General features: G+C 39.8%; 28 protein-coding genes. 13 read left to right on the top strand and 15 right to left on the bottom strand.

Going from position 1 to position 25197, the window contains the following annotated elements; all coding sequences use genetic code 11:
* Positions 1-17: 17 nt before the first annotated feature.
* A complete protein-coding gene (locus IC619_RS11620) occupies positions 18-371 on the top strand; it encodes a hypothetical protein (RefSeq protein ID WP_191140298.1) in 354 nt (117 codons plus the stop codon).
* Positions 371-823 carry a GNAT family N-acetyltransferase gene (locus IC619_RS11615; RefSeq protein ID WP_191140299.1) on the top strand — a complete coding sequence of 151 codons (453 nt, stop codon included), beginning with the start codon at positions 371-373 and terminating at the stop codon, positions 821-823. Before IC619_RS11620 ends, IC619_RS11615 begins: the two co-directional genes overlap by 1 nt.
* A 136-nt stretch (positions 824-959) precedes the next feature.
* Here IC619_RS11615 and IC619_RS11610 read toward each other — a convergent pair whose 3' ends face one another.
* Positions 960-1526: a class I SAM-dependent methyltransferase gene (locus IC619_RS11610; RefSeq protein WP_191140300.1), complete on the bottom strand. Its 567-nt coding sequence runs from the start codon at positions 1524-1526 to the stop codon at positions 960-962.
* Positions 1527-1538: 12 nt separating this feature from the next.
* The gene (locus tag IC619_RS11605; RefSeq protein WP_191140301.1) at positions 1539-2981 is read right to left on the bottom strand and encodes an aminotransferase-like domain-containing protein; all 1443 of its coding nucleotides are present in this window, start codon (positions 2979-2981) and stop codon (positions 1539-1541) included.
* 91 nt (positions 2982-3072) lie between these two features.
* On the opposite strand from IC619_RS11605, the gene IC619_RS11600 reads away from it, so the two are divergent.
* Positions 3073-3669, top strand: coding sequence for a pyridoxamine 5'-phosphate oxidase family protein (locus IC619_RS11600; protein ID WP_191140302.1), 597 nt, complete (start codon positions 3073-3075; stop codon positions 3667-3669).
* 143 nt (positions 3670-3812) lie between these two features.
* Here IC619_RS11600 and IC619_RS11595 read toward each other — a convergent pair whose 3' ends face one another.
* Positions 3813-4211: a hypothetical protein gene (locus IC619_RS11595; RefSeq protein WP_191140303.1), complete on the bottom strand. Its 399-nt coding sequence runs from the start codon at positions 4209-4211 to the stop codon at positions 3813-3815.
* 240 nt (positions 4212-4451) lie between these two features.
* On the opposite strand from IC619_RS11595, the gene IC619_RS11590 reads away from it, so the two are divergent.
* Positions 4452-4667, top strand: a complete 216-nt coding sequence (locus IC619_RS11590; RefSeq protein WP_191140304.1) for a hypothetical protein — start codon at positions 4452-4454, stop codon at positions 4665-4667.
* Between the two features lie 228 nt (positions 4668-4895).
* On the opposite strand, the gene hisJ is transcribed toward IC619_RS11590, so the two are convergent.
* Genes hisJ through IC619_RS11540 form a run of 10 tightly spaced genes read right to left on the bottom strand, consistent with a single transcriptional unit; the run spans position 4896 to position 13246 of the window.
* The gene (gene hisJ, locus IC619_RS11585; protein ID WP_191140305.1) at positions 4896-5684 is read right to left on the bottom strand and encodes a histidinol-phosphatase HisJ; all 789 of its coding nucleotides are present in this window, start codon (positions 5682-5684) and stop codon (positions 4896-4898) included.
* Positions 5685-5700: 16 nt separating this feature from the next.
* Positions 5701-6810 carry a histidinol-phosphate transaminase gene (gene hisC, locus IC619_RS11580; protein WP_249669843.1) on the bottom strand — a complete coding sequence of 370 codons (1110 nt, stop codon included), beginning with the start codon at positions 6808-6810 and terminating at the stop codon, positions 5701-5703.
* Positions 6811-6826: 16 nt separating this feature from the next.
* Positions 6827-7450, bottom strand: coding sequence for a bifunctional phosphoribosyl-AMP cyclohydrolase/phosphoribosyl-ATP diphosphatase HisIE (hisIE, locus tag IC619_RS11575; RefSeq protein WP_191140306.1), 624 nt, complete (start codon positions 7448-7450; stop codon positions 6827-6829).
* A complete protein-coding gene (hisF, locus tag IC619_RS11570; protein ID WP_191140307.1) occupies positions 7447-8205 on the bottom strand; it encodes an imidazole glycerol phosphate synthase subunit HisF in 759 nt (252 codons plus the stop codon). Before hisF ends, hisIE begins: the two co-directional genes overlap by 4 nt.
* On the bottom strand, positions 8195-8923 hold the full coding sequence (gene hisA / locus IC619_RS11565; RefSeq protein ID WP_191140308.1) for a 1-(5-phosphoribosyl)-5-[(5-phosphoribosylamino)methylideneamino]imidazole-4-carboxamide isomerase: 729 nt from the start codon (positions 8921-8923) through the stop codon (positions 8195-8197). Before hisA ends, hisF begins: the two co-directional genes overlap by 11 nt.
* The gene (gene hisH / locus IC619_RS11560) at positions 8920-9546 is read right to left on the bottom strand and encodes an imidazole glycerol phosphate synthase subunit HisH (RefSeq protein ID WP_191140309.1); all 627 of its coding nucleotides are present in this window, start codon (positions 9544-9546) and stop codon (positions 8920-8922) included. Before hisH ends, hisA begins: the two co-directional genes overlap by 4 nt.
* Complete coding sequence (gene hisB, locus IC619_RS11555) at positions 9547-10134, bottom strand: imidazoleglycerol-phosphate dehydratase HisB (protein ID WP_191140310.1); 588 nt, start codon at positions 10132-10134, stop codon at positions 9547-9549.
* 26 nt (positions 10135-10160) lie between these two features.
* On the bottom strand, positions 10161-11429 hold the full coding sequence (gene hisD / locus IC619_RS11550) for a histidinol dehydrogenase (protein ID WP_191140311.1): 1269 nt from the start codon (positions 11427-11429) through the stop codon (positions 10161-10163).
* A gap of 3 nt (positions 11430-11432) precedes the next feature.
* The gene (gene hisG / locus IC619_RS11545; RefSeq protein WP_191140312.1) at positions 11433-12065 is read right to left on the bottom strand and encodes an ATP phosphoribosyltransferase; all 633 of its coding nucleotides are present in this window, start codon (positions 12063-12065) and stop codon (positions 11433-11435) included.
* Positions 12065-13246: an ATP phosphoribosyltransferase regulatory subunit gene (locus tag IC619_RS11540; RefSeq protein WP_191140313.1), complete on the bottom strand. Its 1182-nt coding sequence runs from the start codon at positions 13244-13246 to the stop codon at positions 12065-12067. The genes hisG and IC619_RS11540 overlap by 1 nt, the downstream gene beginning before the upstream one ends.
* A 647-nt stretch (positions 13247-13893) precedes the next feature.
* Here IC619_RS11540 and IC619_RS11535 point away from each other — a divergent pair.
* The 6 genes from IC619_RS11535 to IC619_RS11510 all read left to right on the top strand — a co-directional run bounded on the left by IC619_RS11535 (position 13894) and on the right by IC619_RS11510 (position 18853).
* On the top strand, positions 13894-14466 hold the full coding sequence (locus tag IC619_RS11535) for a hypothetical protein (protein WP_191140314.1): 573 nt from the start codon (positions 13894-13896) through the stop codon (positions 14464-14466).
* Between the two features lie 90 nt (positions 14467-14556).
* Positions 14557-15390, top strand: a complete 834-nt coding sequence (locus tag IC619_RS11530) for a hypothetical protein (RefSeq protein ID WP_191140315.1) — start codon at positions 14557-14559, stop codon at positions 15388-15390.
* A 403-nt stretch (positions 15391-15793) separates the two neighbouring features.
* Positions 15794-16195 carry a hypothetical protein gene (locus IC619_RS11525; RefSeq protein WP_191140316.1) on the top strand — a complete coding sequence of 134 codons (402 nt, stop codon included), beginning with the start codon at positions 15794-15796 and terminating at the stop codon, positions 16193-16195.
* Between the two features lie 355 nt (positions 16196-16550).
* Positions 16551-17603, top strand: coding sequence for a beta-propeller fold lactonase family protein (locus IC619_RS11520; RefSeq protein WP_191140317.1), 1053 nt, complete (start codon positions 16551-16553; stop codon positions 17601-17603).
* A 681-nt stretch (positions 17604-18284) separates the two neighbouring features.
* Positions 18285-18449: a hypothetical protein gene (locus IC619_RS11515; RefSeq protein WP_191140318.1), complete on the top strand. Its 165-nt coding sequence runs from the start codon at positions 18285-18287 to the stop codon at positions 18447-18449.
* Entirely contained in the window at positions 18446-18853 is a 408-nt protein-coding gene (locus tag IC619_RS11510; RefSeq protein ID WP_191140319.1) for a type II toxin-antitoxin system death-on-curing family toxin, read from the top strand. Before IC619_RS11515 ends, IC619_RS11510 begins: the two co-directional genes overlap by 4 nt.
* Before the next feature lie 23 nt (positions 18854-18876).
* On the opposite strand, the gene IC619_RS11505 is transcribed toward IC619_RS11510, so the two are convergent.
* Positions 18877-19632, bottom strand: a complete 756-nt coding sequence (locus IC619_RS11505; protein ID WP_224749681.1) for an IclR family transcriptional regulator — start codon at positions 19630-19632, stop codon at positions 18877-18879.
* 232 nt (positions 19633-19864) lie between these two features.
* Between IC619_RS11505 and acnA the strand changes: the two genes are divergently transcribed.
* The 3 genes from acnA (at position 19865) to IC619_RS11490 (ending at position 23669) form a co-directional block, all read left to right on the top strand.
* Positions 19865-22588: an aconitate hydratase AcnA gene (gene acnA, locus IC619_RS11500; protein ID WP_191140321.1), complete on the top strand. Its 2724-nt coding sequence runs from the start codon at positions 19865-19867 to the stop codon at positions 22586-22588.
* The gene (locus IC619_RS11495) at positions 22588-22956 is read left to right on the top strand and encodes a VOC family protein (protein ID WP_191140322.1); all 369 of its coding nucleotides are present in this window, start codon (positions 22588-22590) and stop codon (positions 22954-22956) included. Before acnA ends, IC619_RS11495 begins: the two co-directional genes overlap by 1 nt.
* Before the next feature lie 62 nt (positions 22957-23018).
* A complete protein-coding gene (locus tag IC619_RS11490; protein WP_191140323.1) occupies positions 23019-23669 on the top strand; it encodes a site-2 protease family protein in 651 nt (216 codons plus the stop codon).
* Between the two features lie 3 nt (positions 23670-23672).
* Here IC619_RS11490 and IC619_RS11485 read toward each other — a convergent pair whose 3' ends face one another.
* The gene (locus tag IC619_RS11485) at positions 23673-25073 is read right to left on the bottom strand and encodes a sialidase/neuraminidase family protein (RefSeq protein WP_191140324.1); all 1401 of its coding nucleotides are present in this window, start codon (positions 25071-25073) and stop codon (positions 23673-23675) included.
* Positions 25074-25197 lie beyond the last annotated feature (124 nt).

Here is a 25197-nt window from a genome sequence, read left to right as displayed (position 1 = left end):
ACGAATGGGGTGGAAGCATGGGAGGGCAAATACAGAATCAAAGATGTATTGTTAGAAGGGTTTTAGCTACAGAGATTAATAATCGAATTTTTCTCATCGATATTGAAACTAGAAGATTTGTTAGACTTGTACCTAGTGAGGCAATAAAAGTACGTAGCGTATTTAATAATAGTATTGGAAGTGCCACTAGAGGCTACAATAGTGAAGTTCTATTTTTAGAGATTTGCTTTAATAATAATCAACTCTCAATGTCATTCAATGGCGGTGGTGGTGGAGGCTATAGCAGTTCAATTGCAAGTGCGAAACTAAGTAATCAACATGGAACCAGAATGGTTGATGTGACCATTTCTTTATTGGAAGTAAATATATAATGAATTCCAAGTTATTAAAGTCCTCTTTTAAGTTTCGCCCACGCATAAGAGAGAAAGATGACCCTTTTATTATTCAATTACTCAAAAAAAACATCACCAATTATGATGGTCGATTTGACGATTACAACGCTTGTGTTAAAAATCTAAATGTATGTACAGATCATCTTGTTCTTGAAGGTCCAAGCGGAAAAGTGATCGGATATATCGGCTTGATTAAAAATAAAGAAAGTATATTCATAAAATTCGCTGTAATGGATGAGCGTTATCAAAGCAAAGGAATTGGATCTCTTTTTTTTAAAAAGTTACTGGTGAATCTGAAAAAACAAGGTATTCGAACGATACAGCTTCAAGTCGATATTGTAAATACACGAGCCATCTCTCTGTACAAAAAACTAGGATTTAAAACAGTGAAACAAGATTTCCTTAAAACGGTAATGGAGATGAATATATAGCATGATCTGTGAACTCGTTTCCGTCTAGGTTGAAACATTAGGGGAATCAGGTGGAGATTCTACTTCACCTGATTAAAAAATAAGATTAAGTGAAACATAGTATATATTCTTTCAGTATGTTTAGCTTACTAACCACTTAATCACAATAAAGTGATCCCTTCCATGCATCTACAATTAGAGAGACAAAACCCAAATCCCCAGCTCGATTACGATGATCAAAGCGTTTGGAACGGTAAATGAGACCATCAGAAGCATTCCAGGGATGATAATGAAACTCGCCTTCCTCATCACAATATTCGAGTAGATCGACTTGATAGCCCGCCTCTTCAAACATCTTTTTGATCGATTGATAGTTATGTACAATCTTATGAGATGCAGCTGGATGATCTTGTGGTCCTGGCCCTCCTACTTGAACGCCTCTCTGATATACTGGATCAGGAAAATATCCATCTGGCACCGCACAGCGTATCCGTCCATTTTCCTTTAGATAGGGACGACATATTCGTGCTGCTGTCACTCCCTCGTCGTAACTTAAATGCTCCCATACATGCTCAGCCAAAATCATTTCAAGGGAATTGTGTGTGAAGCGATTCGCCCAGTCTTTATCCTGTAAGAGGTTCAATTCATGCTCTTGGGTATAGATCCAACCCGGATTATTTTGCATGGCAAATTCAAGATTTCCCGCTCCAATGACGACTCTCATATCCCACTCTCCTTATTTCATCGTGCTTAAAATCCGACTTGCTCGCTTGATCGCTTCATCCATCATCGTAGCTGACGTATAACTATAATTTACTTGAAAACCAGATAACACTTGATCCACCGAAAAAGCGAAATCAGGCATAACGAATACATTTTCTTGCAGGCACCGTTCAAAAAAGTCCCATCCATCAAATGTAGACGGTGCATAAACCCACATACATGTCCCCATTTGTGGCGGGGCAAATGAGTAGGCTTTGGGTAACCAATGGTTCAAACTCGTGATCGTCTCTGCTAAGGCATTTCGGATATGCTGACGTCTAAGCGCGAGTTGCTCGGCAACATCTACCTGTTTCCAGTAGTAAATTAATAATTGCTGTCCAACAAGTGAGGTTGTTCGATCAAGTAGGTATTTTGCCTTTTCAAACACTTCGATAAGCGTCTGAGGAACGACTACATAACCCACGCGTAGATTAAGATGAAACAAGTTCGTAAATGAACAAAAATAAAAAATGGTAATCTCTTCTTCCCTACCATGCGACAAGGCTTTTAAAGTCATAGGCGGAATCTCAGTCAGATACAACTCACCAAAATATTCATCTTCTAATAAAACCAAGCCGTGTGTGATAGCGAGGTCGAGCACGCGTTCTTTTTCTTCTAAACTCCACGACCCACCCGTGGGGTAATGTCCATTTGGCATACAAAACAGAACATCAACGTTTTCTGTTTCAAGTACTTCTTGTAAGTGATCTACATCCATGCCACTCATCTGATGACGAATCGGGATCACTTTAAGCCCGGCTTCTACAAATGCTTCCTTGATGGGGATATAGCACATTTGCGGTACAGCAACAGTGGTTTTCTTATTACTTTTTAACCATCTGGCAATCAATGAGATCGCTTGTTGTGTTCCATTCACAATACAAATTTGCTCCATTCTACTATAGATGGCACGCGCCATGAGTAATCCCTGTATGTGGGAGCGTAGAGCAAGTAAACCAAAGGGGCCATCTTCCCCCTCACACAATGCTGCTTCAACAGCTTGTGGAGCTACTTCTTTCATAATCTGCAAGACAGATGGATCAGGTGGTAAGGATAAGCCAGAAATGGGAAACACCCCTGTGCGTGACAGGTTTGCCCGCATTTCACTTAGACGTGCTTTTTTCTCCTTTGAAGGTGGAAAAGGCACGGACATCTCCTTCTGATTTGCTATATGACCTAGTACCGTTGTCCCCATCCGCGGGGAGCTTTGTATCCATTCTTGTTGCTGAAGGCGGCGATATGCTTTTTGCACCGTTTCGCGACTTACCTGTAACATTTCAGCTAGCTCACGTACCGTCGGTAAAGACTGCCCCGATCGCAAGCGCTCAGTACGGATAGCTGCTTCAATTTGATTGGCGACTTGTTCAGGCAAGGGTGTAGACGAAGAACGATTCACATGTATAAAGGGGATTGACATAACCACATTTTCTCCCTATAATCTTAAAAATTTATCTCCATTGTCATGCTACTTCATTTTAGCAGAACATGGAACCGAAGGAGACGTAAATATGCAATCTCATGCTACATGTCCATTTCAGCAACTTCTATCACAATCGGAAGAGAAACCTGTACGAAGAGCCAATAAGCGAGTTCATGACCCCAGACAAATTGAGGCGTTACTCACGAAGGCGCGTACCGGCTGTCTCGGTCTTGTCGATACAGCTGGCACCTATGTCGTCCCACTGAATTATGTATGGAAAGATGAAAAGATTTACTTTCACGGTAGTGAAGCAGGTCGTAAATTTGATGCACTCCAAAAACCGCTAAACTTATGCTTCACGGTTATGGCAGAACAAGGTACGGTTGTAAGTTCCATACCTGCTCATATCGGTACAGCTTACTTTAGCGTTATGGTGTTTGGCCACATTCGGCAGGTCACCACGATAACGGAGTCTACCGCGGTATTACAAGCCATGTTGGATAAATATGTCCCGAAATATTTCTCAAATCCTCTCTCATCATCACATGTAGAACGATATCGATCGTCTATGGGTAGTAAAACGATTGTCTTTGCACTCGAACCCGAAACCATTACAGCCAAGGAAGATAGCGCCCCGGTAGAGAAATTATTTTATCCTGGCCGCAAGGTGGAGCAAGATTTGTAATGATATAAAGCATCCGATTATGTGAACCGTTAAAGCTGATAAGAATAGGCATTATCTGACGACAACACCTATTCTTATCAACATCACTTATACGATATTTTAAATGAGACTTTCCCAAAAGGGACCTGAGCATATATCTTCATTTAAGCATTATAGTTCACATCAAAAAATTCATCTTGCATATATCTAAGTTTTCCTATATGGATATTTTGAATGAGTTTAATTTTCGGTTTATTATGCTTACCCACAACTATAATATCGTATTTTGGCATACCTATTTGACCATAGCCAAACCATCTCATTTTGTTTTCATTATTAATATTTTGTTTTTTATCACCTTTCCCTATTTTCTTATTTTTGCCAAGTTGACTGTTGTTATATACTTTTAATTTGGGATGCATTTTCTTTCTAGCCACTCTACCTAATCGGGGTGTAAATATTGTATATTTCTTCCTTCTTTGTTTCTTGTTCGAATTATCAAAAAAATACTGATTTGTTTTTCTTTTTTTCTTTTTAGCTGCACCGTGTCCACTTTTTTTCATTCCTAAAATTCCTCCTACTTATAATAGTAATGATTGGCTATAATCCATGTCTAATAGAAAGAGACGAGTTTCATACAATATATTATTCTGGACAAACAGCTGTGGTGCAGTTTTTTAAAATTTTAGGCAATAAAGACCCAAGATCGAAGATATCTAACCATTGTATGTTAGTCTTTGTAGTTATTTTTAAAATATCATGCTATGTATGAAAATTAAAAATATGATATCTTCTGAGGGAGAATGTACCCAGAGGAGATTGCGTACACGAGCAGACACCGTTACGAAGTGACAGACGAACAATGGGAACAAATCAAGGGTTTCTTTCCACTATATAAAACAGAACATCCATCATTTCATGCGATTGTAGTAAATGTGATGATTGTCCCCTTCTACTGGAAGAAGCATCCGTTAACTCACCTTCTTTGGCGTGAAAAAGGACGAAAACTTTCGATTTAACCATCTGTAGAAGTCGAAAGCGCTTTTGAGCGTCTCGCAGATTTTCACTTCGTGGCTTACCAAAGTTGCGCATCGAGATCGGCTTGCTCAGTGCTTGTTTGGAAATTAAATTTTGGTACTAAAAAGAGCTGTCCCATAAGTAGATTGAATACTTATGAGACAGCTCCATTTAAATGAAAGCGTTAAGCTGGATACCGCGAGCGCCAGTTCGTATGTATTTCTTTAGCCTCAACGAGCCATTTCTTTCCCTTGATTCAGCTCCTTCACTCGATGAGCATCTGACCCATATACCAATGGTATTGAGCGCTTCCTAGCCTCATCAGCAACCCAGCTAGGTGGATAAGATTCTTGGCATAGCGGTTTCACAGTTCCGGCTCCATTCCAATCTAATTCGTAATTCTTTTCCTTTATAATGTCTAAAATCGTAAGTATATCTTTTTTAAATCGTTGCTTTGGAGGAAAGCGTTTATGGAACTTTCTAACCAGTGTCATATGTCCGATCCGTTTCGGTTTATAAGCACCTAAATCTGAAAACAAAGAACACCTTAACGTCTCGTAGTATATACGGTAAATTTCATCCACTGATTGAAACACATCGATCATGCTACTAAATTCATTCGGACTATAATCCACACAGTAATATTGTAAGTCTTTTTTAAGGAAATGAACCGATAATATGGCATCATCTAACTGAGGTCCTACTTCATTTAAGAAATCTTTTGTTTCCTTTTCATACGCTTCAATATAATCGACTTCAAGCCCCACATTGATCTTTATTTTCTTTCTGTAAAACTGCTTTATTTTTTCTAATTCATTTAAATATTTTGGTAAATTTTTAGGTTTCATAGCACTATCCGCAAGTGGTGTAGGATCCTTAAATCCATGTGGTAGCGGTGCATGTTCCGTAAATGAAATTTCTACATATCCCCATTGAATAGCAGTCTCTACATAGTCAACCCATTGATCTGAAGTGCCATGGGGACAATACGGACTATGAATATGGCCATCCCGTTTCAATATGCCTTAATCCTCCTTATATGGATTCATCTATTTCATTCATAATTTCTTTAAGAGCCGCGATCAGTAATTGATTTTCAGACTTTAATCCAATTGTAATTCTGAGGTAGTGAGATAATCCCCATACACCTCCAAAACGGACCATGACACCCTTATGGATTAATTTCTCATATATCCTTTTCGCATCCGTTCCAACATGCACAAATATGAAGTTACTCATCGTCTTAATATAAGAAACATCCAATTCTTCAAAAGCACGATATAGATACTGGCGTCCTTCTTCATTCATTTCTCTGGAAGCCTCTACATGTTGTATGTCTCTAATGGCCGCTTCCGCTGCAATTTGTGCTAATTGATTTACATTGTAAGGCTCTCTCACTTTGTGAATACAGGCTACGATTTCAGAGGATGAGATTCCCATGCCTACTCGAATACCTGCAAGTCCGTATATTTTCGAAAAGGTTTGCAGAACGATGATTTTCTTTCCCATTTCGACGTATTCGATTCCGTTTGTATAATCATCCGCTATTGCATACTGCGAATAGGCACCATCAAATACTACAATGATATCCTGAGGGATTTTTTGAAAAAAAGAATCTAAATCAGCTTTTTTAATATAGGTTCCAGTGGGATTATTGGGAGAACATAAATAAATGATTTTTGTTTTGGTGGTAACATGATGCAAAATCAAATCTAGATCATATTGATAATCCTTTGTAAGTGATACATGTATAATGGTAGCTCCCATTAAATTCGCACCAAAATCATATTCACTAAATGAAGGAGTAGGAATAATCACTTCATCTTCTTCATTTAAAAAGGTCTCTGAAATTAATGTAATGAGTTCATCCGCCCCATTACCAATGATCACCTGATTAGGTTGTAGGTTGTACTGTTTGGCAATCGTCTCTCTAAGTCTTGTGGTATTTGAATCTGGATAGCGATTTAATTGGGACAAGTGCTGAGCCATCGCTTTGCGTGCAAGAGGAGAAACGCCTAACGGGTTTTCATTAGATGAGAGCTGAGTGAGTTCTTCATTCATCTCCCCGATTGATAATCCAGGTGTGTATGCTTTCAATCGATTTAAAGCAGGGCGTGTAAGCATTTTGATATTTTTTTTACTCAAAGCAATCTCCTCTTATCTATGGTTGTTGATTGCGATCTTTTAGAACGGATAACACGTTTTGAATAGGAAGGGCTTTCACTTGAAGTAAAACGAACACATGATAAATGAGGTCAGCCACTTCCCCTGCTAGCGCTTCTGGATCACTGTTCTTGGCAGCAATCATGACCTCGGCAGCTTCCTCTCCTATTTTTTTAAGAATTTTATCCAATCCCTTTTCAAATAAATAAGTGGTGTACGCTCCCTCAGGTCTTTCTTTTTGACGGTGCTCGATCAACTTTTCAAGTGTGACTAAAATTTGATACGCTTTTAGTGGCGTCAGATCCGACAGTGAAGCAGGAGTAAAGCAGCTGGTCGTACCACGATGACATGCTGGTCCAGCTGGTAACACCAAAGCAAGCACAGCATCTTTGTCACAATCGTATCTCATCTCTACGATCTTCTGTGTATTCCCGCTCTCTGCACCTTTATGCCAGAGTTCTTGCCTTGATCGACTAAAAAACCACGTTTCTTGGGTTTCAATCGATTTCTTTAAAGAAGTGGCATTCATATAGGCTAGCGTTAATACTTCTCGTGTAAAGTAGTCTTGTACAATAGCGGGGACTAATCCATTATCATCAAATTGTATCTCATCTATATTCATCTCACATGTACACCCGCTCTCCTTAAATAATCTTTGACTTCTATCACAGATGTTTCCTTATAATGAAAAATCGAAGCCGCGAGTGCTGCATTCGCCCGCCCTTTTAAAAACACTTCCTGAAAATGCTCGGCTTCTCCTGCTCCCCCGGAAGCAATTACGGGAACAGAAGTGGCTTCACTTACATATTTAGTCAATGCTATATCAAAACCATTTTTCGCCCCGTCTTGATCCATGCTGGTTAATAAAATTTCACCAGCACCTCTCATCACAACTTCTCGAGCCCATTGAGCGACTTCTAAACGGGTCTGTTTTTTCCCACCGTGTATGTAGACGACCCAAGATCCCAATTGCTTATCAAACTTTGCATCGATGGCTACCACAATACATTGTGTCCCCCAAAACCGCGCCCCTTCTGATATCAAGTTCGGGTTGTTTACAGCAGCCGTATTTAAGGACACTTTGTCTGCCCCAGCCCTGAGTAAGCTTTTGATATCCTCTAAATCATTTATTCCTCCTCCTACAGTGAAGGGAATCGTAAGTTCTGATGCAACGGCTCTCACTACATCAATCATTGTTTTTCTTCCTTCGAGAGAAGCTGAGATATCTAATAGAACAAGCTCATCTGCTCCTTGTTCATCATAATAACTTGCCAATTCAACAGGATCTCCTACATCATTTAGATCAATAAATTGCACTCCTTTTACAACGCGTCCATCTTTTACATCCAGACAAGGAATAATTCTTTTAGTCAACATATTGTAAAGCATCCCTCACTGAAAATTTTCCTTCATAAATGGCTTTCCCGACAATGACGCCTGAAACACCGAGATGTGAAAAGCCCTTTAACAAGTTTAAGTCATTCAAATCGCTTACCCCCCCAGATGCAATCACCTGTTTTCCTGTTTCCTGTGCAATTTGTGCAATCGCGTCGAAATTGGGTCCCCGAAGCATGCCATCTCTGGCGATATCAGTAAAAATGAATGTTTCCGCCCCTGCATTTGCTAACTGTTTAGCTAATTCTACAGCTGTCGTTTTTGAAGTGTTTAACCAACCATTTGTTGCAACATACCCGTTTTTCGCATCAATTCCAATGGCAATTTTAGATCTATATTTCTGAATCATGTTGATTGTAAAATCTGGTTTTGTAACAGCAGCACTGCCAATTATGACACGGTCAATTCCACATTTCAGATAATAATCGATATCCCTTTCATTCCGAATCCCACCCCCAATCTGAATCTTTACCTTTAATTCTTTGGCTACTTGTATGACGAACTCATCATGGATAGACGCTCCATCTTTTGCTCCATCTAGATCAACCATATGAATCCATTCTGCACCTTGATCAGCAAAATGCTTAGCCATGGAATAAGGGGAGTCACCGTAAACCGTCTCTTCGTTGTAATCACCTTGTTGTAAACGAACACACCTGCCCTTCCGCATATCAATTGCAGGGTAGATCGTAAAGCTCATACCGCTTTCCCCCTTCCCACTACCACTTCAGTGAAGTTACGTAACAGCTTAATTCCGAGTTGACCACTCTTCTCTGGGTGAAATTGCATGCCGATTATATTCTTTTTTCCAACGATAGCGGGTACTTCAATACCATAATGACAACTTGCTATCATTACGTCTGGGTCATCGGTGTCTACATAATAAGCATGTACAAAGTAAACAAAATCTTCATCTAATTCACTTAGAATGCGAGAAGGACGCGCATAGTACAGGTTATTCCAACCCATATGTGGAACTTTATATGCTAAGCTATGATCAAGTCTTCTTACCTTACCTGGCAATAGACCTAATCCTGTCGTATGCCCATTCTCATCACTTCTTTCAAATAATAGTTGCATCCCCAAGCAGATCCCTAGAAGTGGTTTTCCTTGTTCCGCGTATTGCTTCACCATCTCCGTAAACCCTAACTGATTTAAATGAACCATGGCCTTCTTAAAAGAACCCACTCCTGGAAGGATTAAACCAGATGCATGCATTAGCGCTCGCTTATCGTCAGAAATAAAATGTTCCACATCCAATCTCTCAAGTGCCTTACGAATGCTAAATAAATTTCCCATTCCGTAGTCGATAATTCCAATCACTTATAACAACCCTTTCGTAGATGGGACACCTTTCATTTTGGATTGAATCGCAGTCGCTTCATTTAGCGCTCTAGCAAGTGCTTTAAAAATCCCCTCAATAATATGATGTGTATTTCGTCCATAATGAACAATGATATGAAGATTCATACGCGCTTCTAAAGCTAGTTTCCACATGAATTCATGTACCAATTCTGTATCAAATGATCCTACTTTTTGATGCGGAAAATAAGCGCGCATTTCTAAGTGGGGCCGGTCGCTTAGATCAACAACTGCCTGTACTAATGTCTCATCCATTGGAACAAAAGCATTTCCATAGCGATTAATCCCCTTCTTATCTCCTATGGCTTGATGTAGCGCCTTTCCTAAACAAATCCCCATATCCTCGGTCGTATGGTGCGCATCTACATCCGTATCTCCTTGTGCATCCACAGTTAAGTCAAATTGCCCGTGATGTCCAAACAAATCTAACATATGATTCATAAATGGCACATCTGTTTTTATTTTTGTTTGACCTTCTCCGTCTAAGTTAATAGACAGATTTATATTGGTTTCATTTGTCTCTCTAGAAATACTTGACGAGCGCTGCATTTCCTTTCCTCCAGTCATCCCATCCATTATGATTTCATTCTTTCTTCGATTGCCCGCGCATGCGCTTCTAAACCTTCTAAGCGAGCAAAAGCAGCAATTTTATGTGCATGCTTTCGAAATGCAACCTCACTATAAATCACAACACTCGATTTTTTTTGAAAATCATCTATGCTTAGCGGGCTAGAAAAGCGTGCTGTTCCATTGGTTGGTAATACATGATTCGTTCCAGCAAAATAATCTCCAACAGGCTCTGAACTAAAACGACCTATAAAGATGGCACCTGCATGCTTAATTCTTCCAAGTATCTCCACGGGCTGTTTTGTCATGATTTCTAAGTGTTCGGGTGCCAACTCATTTACAACTTCGATTGCTTCATCCATTGTACGGGTCACATAAATCCTACCAAAATTACGAATCGACTTTTCTACAATATCTTTTCTGGGCAGATCAGCTATCTGCTTTTTAACCTCTGCAGCAATTTTATGTGCAAATGATTCCGAGGGAGTAACCAGAATACTTGACGATCTTTCATCATGCTCAGCCTGCGATAAGAGATCCGCAGCTACTTCATTTACCCGAGCACTTTCATCCGCTAAAACGACAATTTCACTGGGACCTGCAATCATATCAATATCGACATCACCAAAAACTTCTCGCTTCGCTAACGCAACAAAAATATTGCCCGGCCCCACGATCTTATCAACTGGCTTGATCCCCTCAATGCCATAAGCAAGTGACGCTATCGCCTGTGCCCCACCTATTTTATATATTTCTTTTATCCCCACTTCACTTGCGGCTACAAGTACTGAAGCGGGTAACTTCCCATTCTGATCTGGGGGAGATACCATGACAATACGACGAACACCAGCTATCTGTGCCGGAATCGCATTCATCAGTACCGACGACGGATATGAAGCCGTTCCGCCTGGTATGTAAATTCCGACAGAAGAAAGTGGCGTGATTTTCTGTCCCAGTATCGTGCCATTCTGCTCAGTCATCATCCAAGAAGTCTGACGTTGTTGCTCATGATAGGATCGAATATTTTGTGCCGCTTCTTGTATCACCGTAATCATGTTTGGATCCATTTCACGATAGGCCGCTTCAATTTCTTGGGATGAAACGAGAAGCGATTCCAGTAAGACACCATCAAATTGCTTCGTATACGCCATAACCGCTTCTTGCTTACGGGCCCTTACATTTTTAATGATGTTTTTCACAGTATCTCGTTGCTCTTTTGTTCCGACTTCAACCGATCTTTTAATCGAAACTTGATTCGCGACTTTCACTAACTTCAACTTTCACACCCCTTGAGTGATCTGATTTAATCGTACTACCATATCGTTGATTCGGTTATCCTGAAGACGATACTTGACCGGATTAACGATAAGTCGTGAGGTGATATTCACAATGTGATCATATTCAACAAGTCCATTATCTTTTAGTGTTCTCCCTGTCGAAACGATATCAACGATGCGCTGAGCAAGCCCCATGATCGGTGCTAGTTCTATAGATCCGTTTAATTTAATAATCTCCACTTGCTCACCTTGTTCACGAAAATACTTCGCAGCCAATCGAGGATATTTAGTCGCTACTTTAGGCATTACATCATTTATCTTTGTATTGGGTAGACCTGCTACTGCTATATAACATGGACTGATTTTCAAATCCAACAACTCATGAACTTCTCGCTCTTCTTCCAGCATAACATCCTTACCTGCGATCCCTACATCTGCGACACCATACTCCACGTATGTAGGGATATCAACGGGTTTTGCCAGTATAAAGCGGAGTTTCTCTCTCTCTACGTCAATCATTAATTTGCGGGAGTTTTCTATTTCAGTCGGAATCTGATAATCTGCTTTAAGGAGAAGGTGAACAGCTTCTCGAAATATACGCCCCTTAGGCATCGCTATCGTCAAGTAGTCTGTCATCACGTATTCGTCCTTTCGGCATCCCCAATGAGTAAGATCGTTTCTTCATACTGGTCCTTATAAGTATCTAAATGTGTCACACCCTTTATATCTTGTAATACCACATGCAATCCTTGCGCTCGTTTCTCTTTAGACATGTGATACGCTTCCTTACGTCGATCTTCGCTAAATAAAATGCACAGCCTTGGTTTATTGGAATTCAGATAGCCAATAGCCTCTACTAACAAGTCCAATCGAAGCGCAAAACCTGTCGCTCCCGTATTTTTTCCGAATTGATTAAAAAGATAATCGTATCTGCCTCCATTTCCAATAGGAAAACCAACTTGATCTGAATAAACTTCGAATAAAACCCCTGAATAGTAGTTCATCTGACTCACAAGTGTGAAATCAAGCTTAATCCTTTTTTCCACTCCATAGTCCATCATGACCTGCCATAATTTTTTCATTTGACGTACGACTTTTTTGCCTTCCCCCTCTTCCAGTAGGGCGGATGCTTTTTCAAGAACTTCTTCATGACCACGAAGCTTTAAAAAATCGAGTAATCGTTGCTCATTCTTTGAAGAAAGCGACAACGTTTTTATATACTCACGATAGCCTACATCATTCTTTGTATATAAGAATGTAGTTAATGTTTGAGTTTGCTCCTCATCTTCTAAAATTTGCAAGAATAACACTCGAACAAACTGAATATTTCCAATCGATATCTGAAAAGTATTTAATGCCGTTTTTTCAAGCGTCGCAATTAACAGCGCAATCATTTCTCCATCTGCGCTTACTGTGTTGTCAGCAATGCACTCGACTCCAATTTGTTTGAACTCTGCTGGTGTTCCCTCTGATTTGTGCTGTGCCCGATACACATAAGACGAATAAGCTAATCGCAATGGCTGATTTTCCTTTAGCAATCTCGTTGCTGCCATACGCGCAATCGGAGCCGTCATTTCAGGCCTTAAAACAAGGGAGCGCCCTTCATAGTCTAATAATTTTAATAATTTCTCATCAGGGAGCGCTGAAGCTGCTCCAATCGTGTCATAGTATTCTATCGTTGGCGTTTCTATCAATCGGTAGCCCCATCTCTTCATTTCTTCAACGATGCATGACTCTATGTGAGCCTTCATCTCATAGATATGGGGTACTGTATCCCTTAAACCTAATGGTTTCTCAAACGTAAATAGATCACCCATTACTGTTCGCCTCTCCAAATGCTAGCAATTATTTAGTTCGCTAATATATTAGCGAACTAAAGTATATAGGTTATTCTATCTTTGCTAACGCTCCTCGTCAACCCCATTTAGGATAAAATTTTTAATGTACTGGTTCTATATCAAGTCAGTGACTATATCAAAATAGGAATTTGAACAACGTAATACCTTTCTTAACATATGGATAAAGCTGGATTACTGATAATGGGAAATAAATGAGGTGCGGTTGTAAATCTAGTAGCTTTCATCATTGCTAATATACCTTTAAAGAGAAGAGATTTATTTGAAGGATAGGTTTACCATGATTGGTACTTAATTAAACATGTTTTAACATCCAAAGTTGGAGTCAGGATTACTCAACTTTCAAAGAGATTATTTAAAGTTATCTTTTTGGAATATCTGTAGTAAAGAAGGGAATCAAAGTGTAAGATTCAACTTTTGCTAGGACTACTTTGATTTGTGATGAGAAAATGGAGGTCTTAATTTGTCTTATGAAATAGGAACAATAATAGCCATGATTTTGGGATATTTGAGCTTAATCTCTATATTTGTAGTACCTGTAATTCTATTGTATTTTGGATACAAATTAATAAGGAGCAGAAGTAAAAAGGAGAAATAGCAGGTATATTTTGAAAAAAACTCTTACTATAATGTTTATGTGTGTGTTTACTTCAGTATCTATTTTATCTTCTGTACTAGCAAAGGACATGATTACACCATTAAAACCCTCTGGAAATTTTTGTGGTTCCGATGATAAAAAGTTGGATTCTGAATCCAGCATTCAAGGTTTTAAGCCTGACAAAGAATTTATATATGAAGATCCAAAGGATGTAGTATCTCCAAGCTGGTTTGATGATTGGACTTATTACTCTTCGAAAGAGCTTTGTTGGGTTCCTTTTACACTTGCACGATATGTAAATAATAAAAACTATCCAATTTATCATAAGTTTACTGAAACAACTGAAAAATCTAGTACATATAGTACAAGTGTAGATGCTGGATTTCAAGATGCTTTTAAAGCTTCCATGGGATATTCTGCATCTACTAAGATAACTAGAACATCGGAATTTTCAGTGACAATACCAGCACGTGAAAGCGCGACTCTTAATGTACGTCCATCTGTCATGTCTGTATATGGCAAGTGGGGTTATCTAACAGGAAGCAAAAATGTGACGGTATATTATCCTACTTATCTTACGTGATCTGTAGATTAATCTGAATTATTCACAGTTGTTCCGTATGTTTAATGCGGAGCAACTGTTGCACTTTTATAGGAGAGAGGGCGGCTGAAGTTGTTTCACTCTAGTAAAAGAAATCTTACCTTAATAGTAATGTTTTTATCAATATGTTTAGTTTATTTTATTCAACAATATGATCTATCCTCTGTATTTTCACAAAAAGAGGATAACCTTAATATACAAATGGTGAAAAACGAAGGTAATTACGAGTCATATATCGGGAGCAATCCAATAGATTTTTTTGTATTAAATCTTGCTTTTAATCATGATTCGAGTTTAAACATTACAACAGAAAATACGGTGATTGAGCTTTTGCCTAAAACAAATATTGTTGATCTTAGTAAGTTTCGAATTAAAGAGAACCCACCTCAAAGAGAGATGTCCCAAAAAGCTCTGTACATAGATTTACAAAGTAGAATGGTTGGAACACATACTTTTAATAAAATAAAAATCAAAACGAACGGATTAGAAAAAGTTTTAGACTTAGGTGAGCTAAATGTCCATATAAGAAAAGGGGAGTTTTCCAACTTACTAGTAATGTCTAAGGAGATAGGAATATTTCCTGTATCTCAACCGCTCAATTTGAGCGTTAAAAATAGTAATGAGCACGCTGTGATTATTAAGGATATAGTTCTAAACAGTCACTATATCGATTTTGAAAAGAAGGACATCCAAGTCGTAAAAAATGATCAAATACAACAAATGTCTGAACAAGGGTTTAAGTTAGAACCAGATCAAACAGTTGATTTAAGCGTTAACTGGAAAGTTAATTTCCCCTCTAATCAAAAGATGAATATTGAGGCAAGACCTATCGTAGTAAGTGAGTACAACAATGAGGAGCAATACGCAGGGATTGCAAACATGGTATTTCGAAATGACTTTAAATAAAGGGACTAGATTAGTTATGCCCCTTTATTTAAAACAACTTAACCCACGTCACCCTCCCGTCGACCCTATCTACTTTTGATTAGAATATTGAATACGTGGATTCTTCTATCGTACAAATAACTTCACAATCTGGTATTAACACGCTCATTTTTAATATAGAATTCTCTGCATCTTCTCCGAGTCACTTTTATTCAAGTTACTACAGTGGGTACGACTATATTCCGCTTAGGACTATTGTATAATGTATAGACTGGAGGTGTTTTTCATCCAAAAATTATTGGTTATCTTGTTTGTTTTTTTGATCTTTGTGGGTTGTAGCAATGGAACAGATGCACAAGATAATAAAGTTCAACAGGAACGATCTCACCCTCTTATAATAGGAGTAGTAGGCGAGGCCCCTAAAGTGAATGAAAAAAACGTGAGTTTTAAGCCGTTTAGTATGGATACAATTGATCCTAAAGCGGAAATTGATGCTTTGTTTATTATGCCTGAATATGTAACTAAAGCTGCAGAATCTGAGTATGCAGAAATATATCATAAACTTCCCTACCCCATCTTCTGGATGGATTCAAAAAAACCTCACTATGCTTTTACTGAACCAGACTTAAATCTTGAAAACGCACCTGGAAACTTCAATTACTATGCCTATGGTTATCTATACCAAGACAAGCAAAGAGGTGCTAAAGGATGGTCTATAGGACTAGATAATCACGAAAAAAACGAAGAGAACATCAGGGAGGCCTTTAGCAACATATTTAAGATTATTATTGATGAAAAAGAAAAGGGAGGTATTTTTCACCAGTAATACTTAATGGTTGTTCTAAGGCCTCTTTATTTAATTTAAAACAACTTAACCCATGCCTCTCTTCCCACCATCTCATCTACTTTTGACTCGCGTCTCACCTTCTGCTCGTTCTTCTCTTTGCCGACTTGCACTTCATAGATTTAATTCAAATGATTCGCATGCGCATGTTACGTCATTTCGCTAAAAAGCGGTTCGTTCGGTTATTGTTACTTGATTATCTCTCATTAGACTGAGGATCTAGGACGGTATCAAACGAATGAAATACCTTTTTGGGGATAATCGCCAGGTCTGACATAGGACAATTCTTTATTTACATAATATGAGAAAAACACTTGTATCGAAAGGAAGTTAAAAGATGTCATTTGTCTATGTTGCGAACAATGGAGGGAGTAACGTATCGGTCATTGATACAAAGGTAAATCGACCCATTTCAAATATTACAGCTGGAGGCTTACCATTCGCAACGATCCTTTCCCCAAATGGCCAATACTGTTATGTTTTAAGCGTAGGAACTCCTGGAAACGTGGCCGTCATTGATACAAAGAATCATGGGGTGATCGCTAAGGTACAAGTTGGGTCCCTATTATTTATAGAATTCCCCACAACACCGATGGCGATCACTCATGATGGGCAATTGATTTATGTGGCCAATACTAACAGTAATGACATAACTGTCATTGATACCAAAGATAATCGAGTGATTGCAACGGTTGGAATGAATGATAACCCAATATCTATCGCTATCACACCAGATGATCAATACGTGTATGTGTTACATTCTACTTCCGGTTCTTTTGCTTCTGTAAACGTGATTGAAACGAAAATGCATCGCGTCATTTCAACCATACGAACTGGAGTTTTTGCATTTAACATTAAAATCACACCCAATGGACAATATGCCTATCTCAGTGATTTAGGGGGCGATACTGTCTTCGTTTTAGATATTAAGACGCACAAAGTTATTGCGGCTGTACCAGTGGGAGAAGATCCATTCTCTCTTGCATTTACAGCAGACGGACAGTATGTTTATGTAGGGAATATAAATGAGAACACGGTGTCCGTGATCGAAACTAAATACAATCAGGTCATCTCAACAATAAGAGTGGGGGCTAGTCCACTCGCACTTAAGGTTACGTTAGATGACCAGTATGTGTATGTGGCGAATTTAGATGGAAATACGGTATCCGTGATTGAAATCAAGACGAATCAGGTTATTTCAACAATAGATGTGGGTACATTTCCATTCACTCTTGGTATCACTGCCGATGACCGCTATGTTTATGTAGTAAATAGCCAATTTAGTGGCTCAGGAGGAAATACGGTATCTGTGATTGAGACTAAGACAAATCAGGTCATCTCAACGATAGGAGTGGGTTCGATGCCAGTAGCCCTAGCCATTACTCCTTAAGTGAACTACTCACCACCAAAAGTGGTTGAGCTTCTCGCTTCATCTGGCATAGTATCCTACAACCATCCACGAAGGCACATTCCATGCCCAAAAAGTTAGAAGCGTCAATTCGCTACACAGGAATCATTTTACGGTCGGACTGTTTCTTCCAACCAACCCAATATGATTCAGTTATTAAAGATCACTAATTTTTAGTGTTTTCGTACTATAGGGCTTATCATAGCAGATTTTGTTGCTCTAAGCACCTCAAAAAAGCAGGAAGTACCGAGCAACGCTCACTTTCATCTATCCCATTGAAATGGGAAGGATTCTCGTTCGCAAATCCTAAATTGCCTTGTTAAGGAAAGCTACTCTGGTAATCAAATATAGAACGATTCTTTATCCACCTAAACGAGACAAAACACTTGAATCGAAAGGAAGTTTTAAGTAACACGTGGCGCTATTTAATACATAAAATATCCCTTGCAAATAGAATCCTTCATATTCCCTCGTCTCACGACCCTGGAAGTGCCTTTTGTGCGCTCATTTTCATATCCATGGATAAATTTAGCAATTTTCATACTCGCTAAGAAATAAACATCCTATAAGCTCACTGGTTTTTATTGGTTTCTTTCACTTGTTACCTAGGCATCGACACATTATAATGGAAATAAAAGCCTCAAGAGCAAGGAGTTTGATCATATGGTGCAAAATTTTCATATTCGTGATGTTTTTATGAAAGATCAAGTAAAGGAAGTAAGCCAAAATACGTCACCCGTACCTGCCATGAATGATCAGTTTCTCGATGCCGTTGCCGAAGTGCTAGAAGCACATAAACCAGTGTTGGAGAATTTAAAAGATCAATGACTATTTATTATTTATCCATTTATGAGATGATTTACTTAAATACGTTACTCATACGTATGTTTAATCAAGATGCCGATCATCGCGACAAAGGGGTCTTAGATAACCAAATATTAGAAGCTGTCACGTATACACCACAACATACCCTCTTCGGCAAAGAGGCTTATGCGAGTGTTCCTGAGAAGGCTGTCGCACTACTAGAAGCAACTATCAAACAAAAGCCATTTAGTAGTGGAAATCGACAGACCGGTTGGTGTGCTGCACTCACATTTCTACAACTAAACGGTTATGAACTACAAGTGAGCACGGATGAGCAGGTTAATTGGATTGAAAGCATAGAAAATGACCATTTTCACTTTGAGGAAATGGTCATCTGGTTGAGCGATCGTTTAAGATGCACCGTCTGAAGAGACGGTGCATCTTTTTTACGCTATTCTTCCACAATCATGCGCCCCATTTGGGATGCACTTTGAATCAGAATCGGTACAAACTGGAGCATCTGAATTTTATTCATCCGTGTGACCGGTCCTGAAACTGCCAAAGCAGCCACAAAGCGACCTCTTCGCGAAAAGACAGGGACAGAAACAGCTGCTGTTCCCTCTTCACGCTCTTCGATGCTGATTGCATAACCACGCGCTTTAATTTGTTTCAGCTGCTCCACGTAGGTCTCCAGTTTCATATCCTGTATCCAAGCTGCGTCATTTAACACTTGTTGTATGATTTCTTCTTCGTTTAAATAAGCCATTAATATCTTACTTGAAGCACCTACAGATAGCGGCATTCTGGCTCCTATAGGTGCTACACGTCGTATTGCCTGCATACTCTCTACCGCTTGAATACGCACACGTTCATTTCCATCTCGTATATATAAGCTAATGGTTTCATCAATTTCATCACGTAAACGTTCCATCTCTGGTAAGAATAAAACAGCTGGATCATTGGAATGATCAATATTAGCAGCTAGTTCCCAAATTCGAAAACCGAGCTGGTATTTTTCGGTAGCTGGATCACGTTTGATAAAGCCTTTCTTTTCTAATGTTGCTAGTAAACGGAATACCGTACTTTTATTTAAACCTGTCCGCGTTGCAATTTCCATCATGCCTAATTTTTGTTCCGTTACAAAACAGAGCAAGATATCCATGGCACGTTCAGCAGCACGAACCGTCAATTTTTTGTCATCACTCAAAATGGAAACCTCCATGTTTCATTGTGTGAAACTGAGTTTTTTATTTCCACCTATTATACTCCCCTTTTACATAAATTTAAAGCTAATTTCTTTACTAGGGGTATACATTCCAGTCAATGCATTGTATAATGATATCGAAAATCAGAACTATGTTTCACTGTATGAAACTAGTTGCAGAATCGTCTGATCTTTTGATCATGATTTCAGTGTTATTCCCAAAGGAGGTATTTTCATGTCGAAAGACTTATATAACGTTCGTAAAAAATTGAACGTTGATGGAAAAGAATATACTTATTATCGACTACAAGACCTTGAAGAACAAGGAATTGGTGATGTTTCAAAGTTGCCACTATCGATTAAAGTGCTACTTGAAGCAGCCGTTCGTCAATATGACGGCAAGTCCGTTACCAAAGAACATATCGAGCAACTTGCCACTTGGACCAGCAAGCGCTCTGAAAAAGAAATCGCCTTTAAACCTGCTCGTATCGTCCTACAAGACTTTACTGGTGTACCTGCTGTAGTAGACCTCGCTGCGTTACGTTCTGCTATGGCACGCGTAGGTGGAAACCCTGAGCGTATTAATCCACTTATCCCAGTTGATCTTGTGATTGACCACTCTGTCATGGTAGACCGTGCTGGAACCGAAGATGCCCTTGAATACAATATGGATCTCGAATTTAAACGGAACGAAGAGCGTTACCGTTTATTGCGTTGGGCAGCTGAGTCATTAGATAATTTCCGTGCTGTTCCTCCTGCTACCGGAATTGTTCACCAAGTGAACTTAGAGTACCTCGCTAACGTCGCCGCTACGAAAGAAGAAAATGGCGAAACCATCGTATTCCCAGATTCACTCGTAGGTACTGACTCACACACCACGATGATTAACGGTTTAGGCGTTGCGGGTTGGGGTGTAGGTGGAATCGAAGCAGAAGCCTGTATGCTCGGACAACCGCTTTACTTTGTAACACCTGAAGTAATCGGATTTAAACTGACCGGTAAATTAAAAGAAGGATCAACTGCAACAGACCTTGCCCTTACTGTAGTAGAAATGCTACGTAAAAAAGGTGTTGTCGGTAAATTTGTCGAGTTTTATGGTTCTGGTTTATCCAATATTAGTCTGGCTGACCGCGCTACTGTGGCAAATATGGCGCCAGAATATGGCGCTACAGTTGGCTTCTTCCCAGTTGACGATGAAGCATTAAACTATCTACGTAGCACAGGCCGTGATGAAAACTTAATTCAGCTTGTAAAAGAATATTATCAAGCACAAGGTTTATATCGTACAGATGATATGGCAGATCCCGTATTCACCGACACGATTGAACTTGATCTCGGTACTGTTGTACCTAGCTTGTCCGGACCAAAACGTCCGCAAGACCGGATTGAATTAACCAATATGAAACAAGCTTGGAACGAAACTTTGCGTAAACCAATTGAAGAGAGTGGATTCGGACTTAGCGAAGAAGATGTGAAAAAATCCGCTAAAGTAACGGCACTTGATGGTAGTGCCTTTGATTTAGAGACGGGTGCAGTCGCAATTGCTGCGATCACATCTTGTACGAACACCTCAAATCCAAGTGTTATGGTAGGTGCGGGCCTTGTTGCGAAGAAAGCAGTAGAGCTCGGTCTCATTAAGAAGCCATTTGTAAAAAGTAGTTTAACCCCTGGTTCTAAAGTGGTAACGGACTATCTCACAAATGCGAACTTAGTTGAACCCCTTGCTCAACTTGGGTTTAACGTAGCTGGTTATGGTTGTGCAACTTGTATCGGTAACAGTGGTCCACTATCTGATGAAATCAGTGAAGCGATTGAGAAAAATGACTTAACCGTTACTTCTGTACTAAGTGGTAACCGTAACTTTGAAGGACGTATTCATCCACTCGTGAAAGCGAACTACCTTGCATCTCCACCACTAGTCGTCGCTTATGCCTTAGCTGGTACCGTAAACATTGACTTTGAAACAGAGCCAATCGGTCATGGCACAGATGGTAAGCCTGTCTACTTAAAAGATATTTGGCCATCTTCCGATGAAGTGGCAAATACGATGGCAGCAGCCGTAACAGCTGACCAATTCCGTAAGCAATATGGTCAAGTATTTACTGCCAACGAGCGCTGGAATGAACTTCCGACGCCAAAAGGAACCTTGTACGAATGGGATGATAAGTCAACCTATATCCAAGAGCCTCCTTTCTTCGTAGATATGGCACCTGATGTAACCGGTATTGAAGCGATTGAAGGTGCAAATGTGTTAGCCTTACTTGCTGACTCTGTTACGACAGACCATATCTCACCAGCTGGAAGCATCGCAAAAACAAGTCCTGCTGGCCGCTACTTACAGGACAACGGTGTAGAGATTCGCGACTTTAACTCTTATGGTTCTCGTCGTGGTAATGACCGTGTCATGACACGTGGTACCTTTGCAAACATTCGTATTCGTAATCAAATGGTTCCTGGTTCAGAAGGTGGCGTGACCAAACATATTCCTACCGGTGAAGTGATGTCGATCTATGACGCGGCTATGACATATAAGCAAGAAGATACACCACTCGTCGTTATGGCAGGAAAAGAGTATGGTACAGGTAGCTCCCGTGACTGGGCAGCCAAAGGTACGAACTTATTGGGTGTAAAAGCAGTAATCGCTGAGAGCTTTGAACGTATTCATCGCAGTAACTTAGTCGGTATGGGCGTATTGCCATTACAATTCAAAGACGGTGTAAGCTGGAAATCTCTCGGGATTGATGGTAGTGAGAAAATTGACATCATCGGCTTAACCGAAGCGGTTTACCCAGGGCAAATCTTAAAAGTACGTGCTACCAAATTGGACAGTACAACGATTGAGTTTGATGCGATTGTTCGTCTCGACAGTGTAGTCGATGTCGAATACTATCGTAACGGTGGTATCTTACAAACCGTACTTCGTCAAATCTTGAACGATAAAGAAGAAGCTACAGTTTAATGCAAATTTCTGCTGTTCACCATGCTCAGATCACCATTCCGATCGGCATGGAGAAAAAAGCAAAAGACTTCTACTGTGGTGTACTCGGACTTACAGAAATTGAAAAACCGAAGCCCCTCCAAGGACGAGGTGGCTTCTGGCTTAACATTGGTTCTTTTCAAATTCATGTAGGAACCGAAGCAGGTATAGATCGTCAACAAACAAAAGTGCATCTGGCTTATCTTGTTGATGAGATTGAGAGCTGGAAAAACAAATTGATCCAACACGGAATCATCCCCATCGAATCCGTTCCCATCCCGAATTATATTCGCTTTGAATTTCGTGATCCGTTTGGAAATCGTGTTGAGATGCTACAGCACATCAGATAAAATAAGTGAGAGGTCTGTTCCACTAAAGAACAGACCTCTCTTCTCTATGAAAGGAGTAAACCATGGATCAATTTCTAGCGTTTCCCTTAGAACAAATTCCCTATGTTGTAATTGCACTTATGATCGCATTTACCATTCATGAATTTGCCCATGCTTATGTCGCCTACAAATTCGGTGATCCTACTGCTAAAAATGAAGGTAGAGTTTCCTTAAACCCACTTGTACACTTAGATCCCATTGGAACCTTACTGATCTTCATCGTGGGATTTGGTTGGGCAAAACCCGTCCCTGTTAATCGATTTTATTTTCGCAATCCGAAACTTGCCGGGCCGCTTGTATCCGTAGCAGGGCCACTCAGTAATATTTGTCTTGCCTTTTTGTTTATGGTTATCTGGTTTTTATTTACAGCTGTTGCAGGTGGGACCTCTGAATGGTTACATTCATTTTTTGTGATTAATATTAATCTTAATCTTATCCTGGCTGTCTTTAATTTACTTCCGCTTCCACCGCTAGATGGTTATCGGATTATTCAAGATCTAGTACCCAATACGACACGAGCTAAGCTTAATCAGTATGAGCATTATAGTATTTTGATTTTCCTAGTACTTGTCATCACCCCACTCGGTGATTTTATTTTCCTTCCCTTATTTCATACTGTTGTTCCATTTCTGTTTGATGTGATGTCTTCTATCTTGATGCCTTTGTGGGGATAGGTGTTACGATGGCGTTATTTTTGTGGTGAAGATAGAGGTTCGTTTACGATCTCTTCCGTCATTTACTTTCGTAAACACGGGATAAAAAGTTTCCCCGATTACAAACATATTTTGATAGTCACCGATGAAAAAGCCCCCGCTAACAAACGGAGCAGTGAGTAAATTAAATGGCTTTGTCAATTTGGTAGCTTGATTGGGGAAGCTTTTACCTTTATCATGAGATAGTTTAAAGAAAAATTGTGCTGGCAAAGCATTCGTAGGGGTAGCAGATGTAAATTGATAGTAAGTGACTCCTACCTTACCACTCTGATTTACCGCTACTGTGGGCAGAAAGGCTGGTTTTCCTGTTGATTGATTTATGCGAATCGGCTTACGCCATGTTTTGCCACCATCCGTAGAGCGTGTGAGCGCAACTTCTGCAATTTCACCAGACGTAAAACGTGCGTCTTCCCATACTAGATATAGATCTCCTGTGACTGGATCAATCGTAGGAGAGAAGGTTACTGTAATACTGGTACGTACGTCCACAGAAAGATAATTGAAGGCTCCCACTAAATCTTCGCCTACCCCTCCAGCGACCGTGTCTGGAAGAAAAATATTGGTGACTTCAGATCCTTTTGACCAGCTATCCCCACCGTCATTCGAAATTTGTTGCATAATAAAGCTACGCTTCTCGGTTCCTTTATTGATCACGAGTATAAAGAAGTGATGCAATCTACCCGTATGCGGATTAGCAACAATAATACTTCCAACTGTATTATTGTTCGGGCCAGGATTAAATATGATTTTAGACTTCCATGTTTTCGCACCATCTGTGGTTTTCGCAAACCACGTCGGATTCTTAAACTTCCCCCCTCCTAAAAACTTGAAGCGCGTCCATACTGCATAAGCCTGGTTCACAATCAGTGGATCAGCCGTGATGGATTCTTTATCATTTAATATAGAAGCACTTGTGTCTAGTTTGATTATTTGTGGTTTTTTCCATGTTTTACCGCCATCTTTAGAAACAATTGAGACAATGGCACTATCTGGATTGGTCTTGTTCACAGCGAGAGTGGATAGGTACGCGGTTCCATCTGGTCCGAACGAAATCCATGGATCAGTGGCTCGCTCAAGCGATATCCCACCTTTTACACAGTTACTAAGTGGAAGCGCGGATGTTTTCCAATTTTCCCCTCGATCAAACGATACCGATACTGCCAAACCACTCGCAGCCCCGTTTGAATAACGATCAACTTGCCACGAGGCGATCAAATTATCAGCATTTGTCGGATTTACCGCTGCATACGGTTCGACTGCCGAATTTAAATAACGGACACCCGTAGCCGGATTTTTACAATTTGGAAACAAACTTTTTCCTGATAGACGCTTTAAGTTAGGCATCAATTTCTTTGCTCTTCCCACTAGACTTCTTCACCTCCCAAATTTACTTTATTGTATGTATGGTCTTAAATAACGCAATAGTTTAAATATCATGTATAGTGAAATCGACTCAGCTAAGACTAAACCTTGGGAGAAACAGATAGAA

The sequence above is a fragment of the Polycladospora coralii genome (genome assembly GCF_014773435.2).
GTDB lineage: Bacteria > Bacillota > Bacilli > Thermoactinomycetales > Thermoactinomycetaceae > Polycladospora > Polycladospora coralii.
Note: the sequence above shows the minus strand (reverse complement) of the source record. Positions and strands in the feature narration are given on the sequence as shown.

Bases quoted from the DNA above. Each gene is read 5' to 3' on its own strand.
- hisB (WP_191140310.1), bottom strand. From the start codon at position 10,134: ATGCAGCGCTCGTCAAGTATTTCTAGAGAGACAAATGAAACCAATATA.
- IC619_RS11605 (WP_191140301.1), bottom strand. From the start codon at position 2,981: ATGTCAATCCCCTTTATACATGTGAATCGTTCTTCGTCTACACCCTTG.
- IC619_RS11510 (WP_191140319.1), top strand. From the start codon at position 18,446: ATGACTATTTATTATTTATCCATTTATGAGATGATTTACTTAAATACG.
- IC619_RS11590 (WP_191140304.1), top strand. From the start codon at position 4,452: ATGTACCCAGAGGAGATTGCGTACACGAGCAGACACCGTTACGAAGTG.
- IC619_RS11595 (WP_191140303.1), bottom strand. From the start codon at position 4,211: ATGAAAAAAAGTGGACACGGTGCAGCTAAAAAGAAAAAAAGAAAAACA.
- hisF (WP_191140307.1), bottom strand. From the start codon at position 8,205: ATGTTGACTAAAAGAATTATTCCTTGTCTGGATGTAAAAGATGGACGC.
- IC619_RS11515 (WP_191140318.1), top strand. From the start codon at position 18,285: ATGGTGCAAAATTTTCATATTCGTGATGTTTTTATGAAAGATCAAGTA.
- IC619_RS11600 (WP_191140302.1), top strand. From the start codon at position 3,073: ATGCAATCTCATGCTACATGTCCATTTCAGCAACTTCTATCACAATCG.
- IC619_RS11615 (WP_191140299.1), top strand. From the start codon at position 371: ATGAATTCCAAGTTATTAAAGTCCTCTTTTAAGTTTCGCCCACGCATA.
- acnA (WP_191140321.1), top strand. From the start codon at position 19,865: ATGTCGAAAGACTTATATAACGTTCGTAAAAAATTGAACGTTGATGGA.
- IC619_RS11495 (WP_191140322.1), top strand. From the start codon at position 22,588: ATGCAAATTTCTGCTGTTCACCATGCTCAGATCACCATTCCGATCGGC.
- IC619_RS11520 (WP_191140317.1), top strand. From the start codon at position 16,551: ATGTCATTTGTCTATGTTGCGAACAATGGAGGGAGTAACGTATCGGTC.
- hisA (WP_191140308.1), bottom strand. From the start codon at position 8,923: ATGAGCTTTACGATCTACCCTGCAATTGATATGCGGAAGGGCAGGTGT.
- IC619_RS11540 (WP_191140313.1), bottom strand. From the start codon at position 13,246: ATGGGTGATCTATTTACGTTTGAGAAACCATTAGGTTTAAGGGATACA.
- hisIE (WP_191140306.1), bottom strand. From the start codon at position 7,450: ATGAATATAGATGAGATACAATTTGATGATAATGGATTAGTCCCCGCT.
- IC619_RS11620 (WP_191140298.1), top strand. From the start codon at position 18: ATGGGAGGGCAAATACAGAATCAAAGATGTATTGTTAGAAGGGTTTTA.
- IC619_RS11490 (WP_191140323.1), top strand. From the start codon at position 23,019: ATGGATCAATTTCTAGCGTTTCCCTTAGAACAAATTCCCTATGTTGTA.
- IC619_RS11610 (WP_191140300.1), bottom strand. From the start codon at position 1,526: ATGAGAGTCGTCATTGGAGCGGGAAATCTTGAATTTGCCATGCAAAAT.
- hisG (WP_191140312.1), bottom strand. From the start codon at position 12,065: ATGACAGACTACTTGACGATAGCGATGCCTAAGGGGCGTATATTTCGA.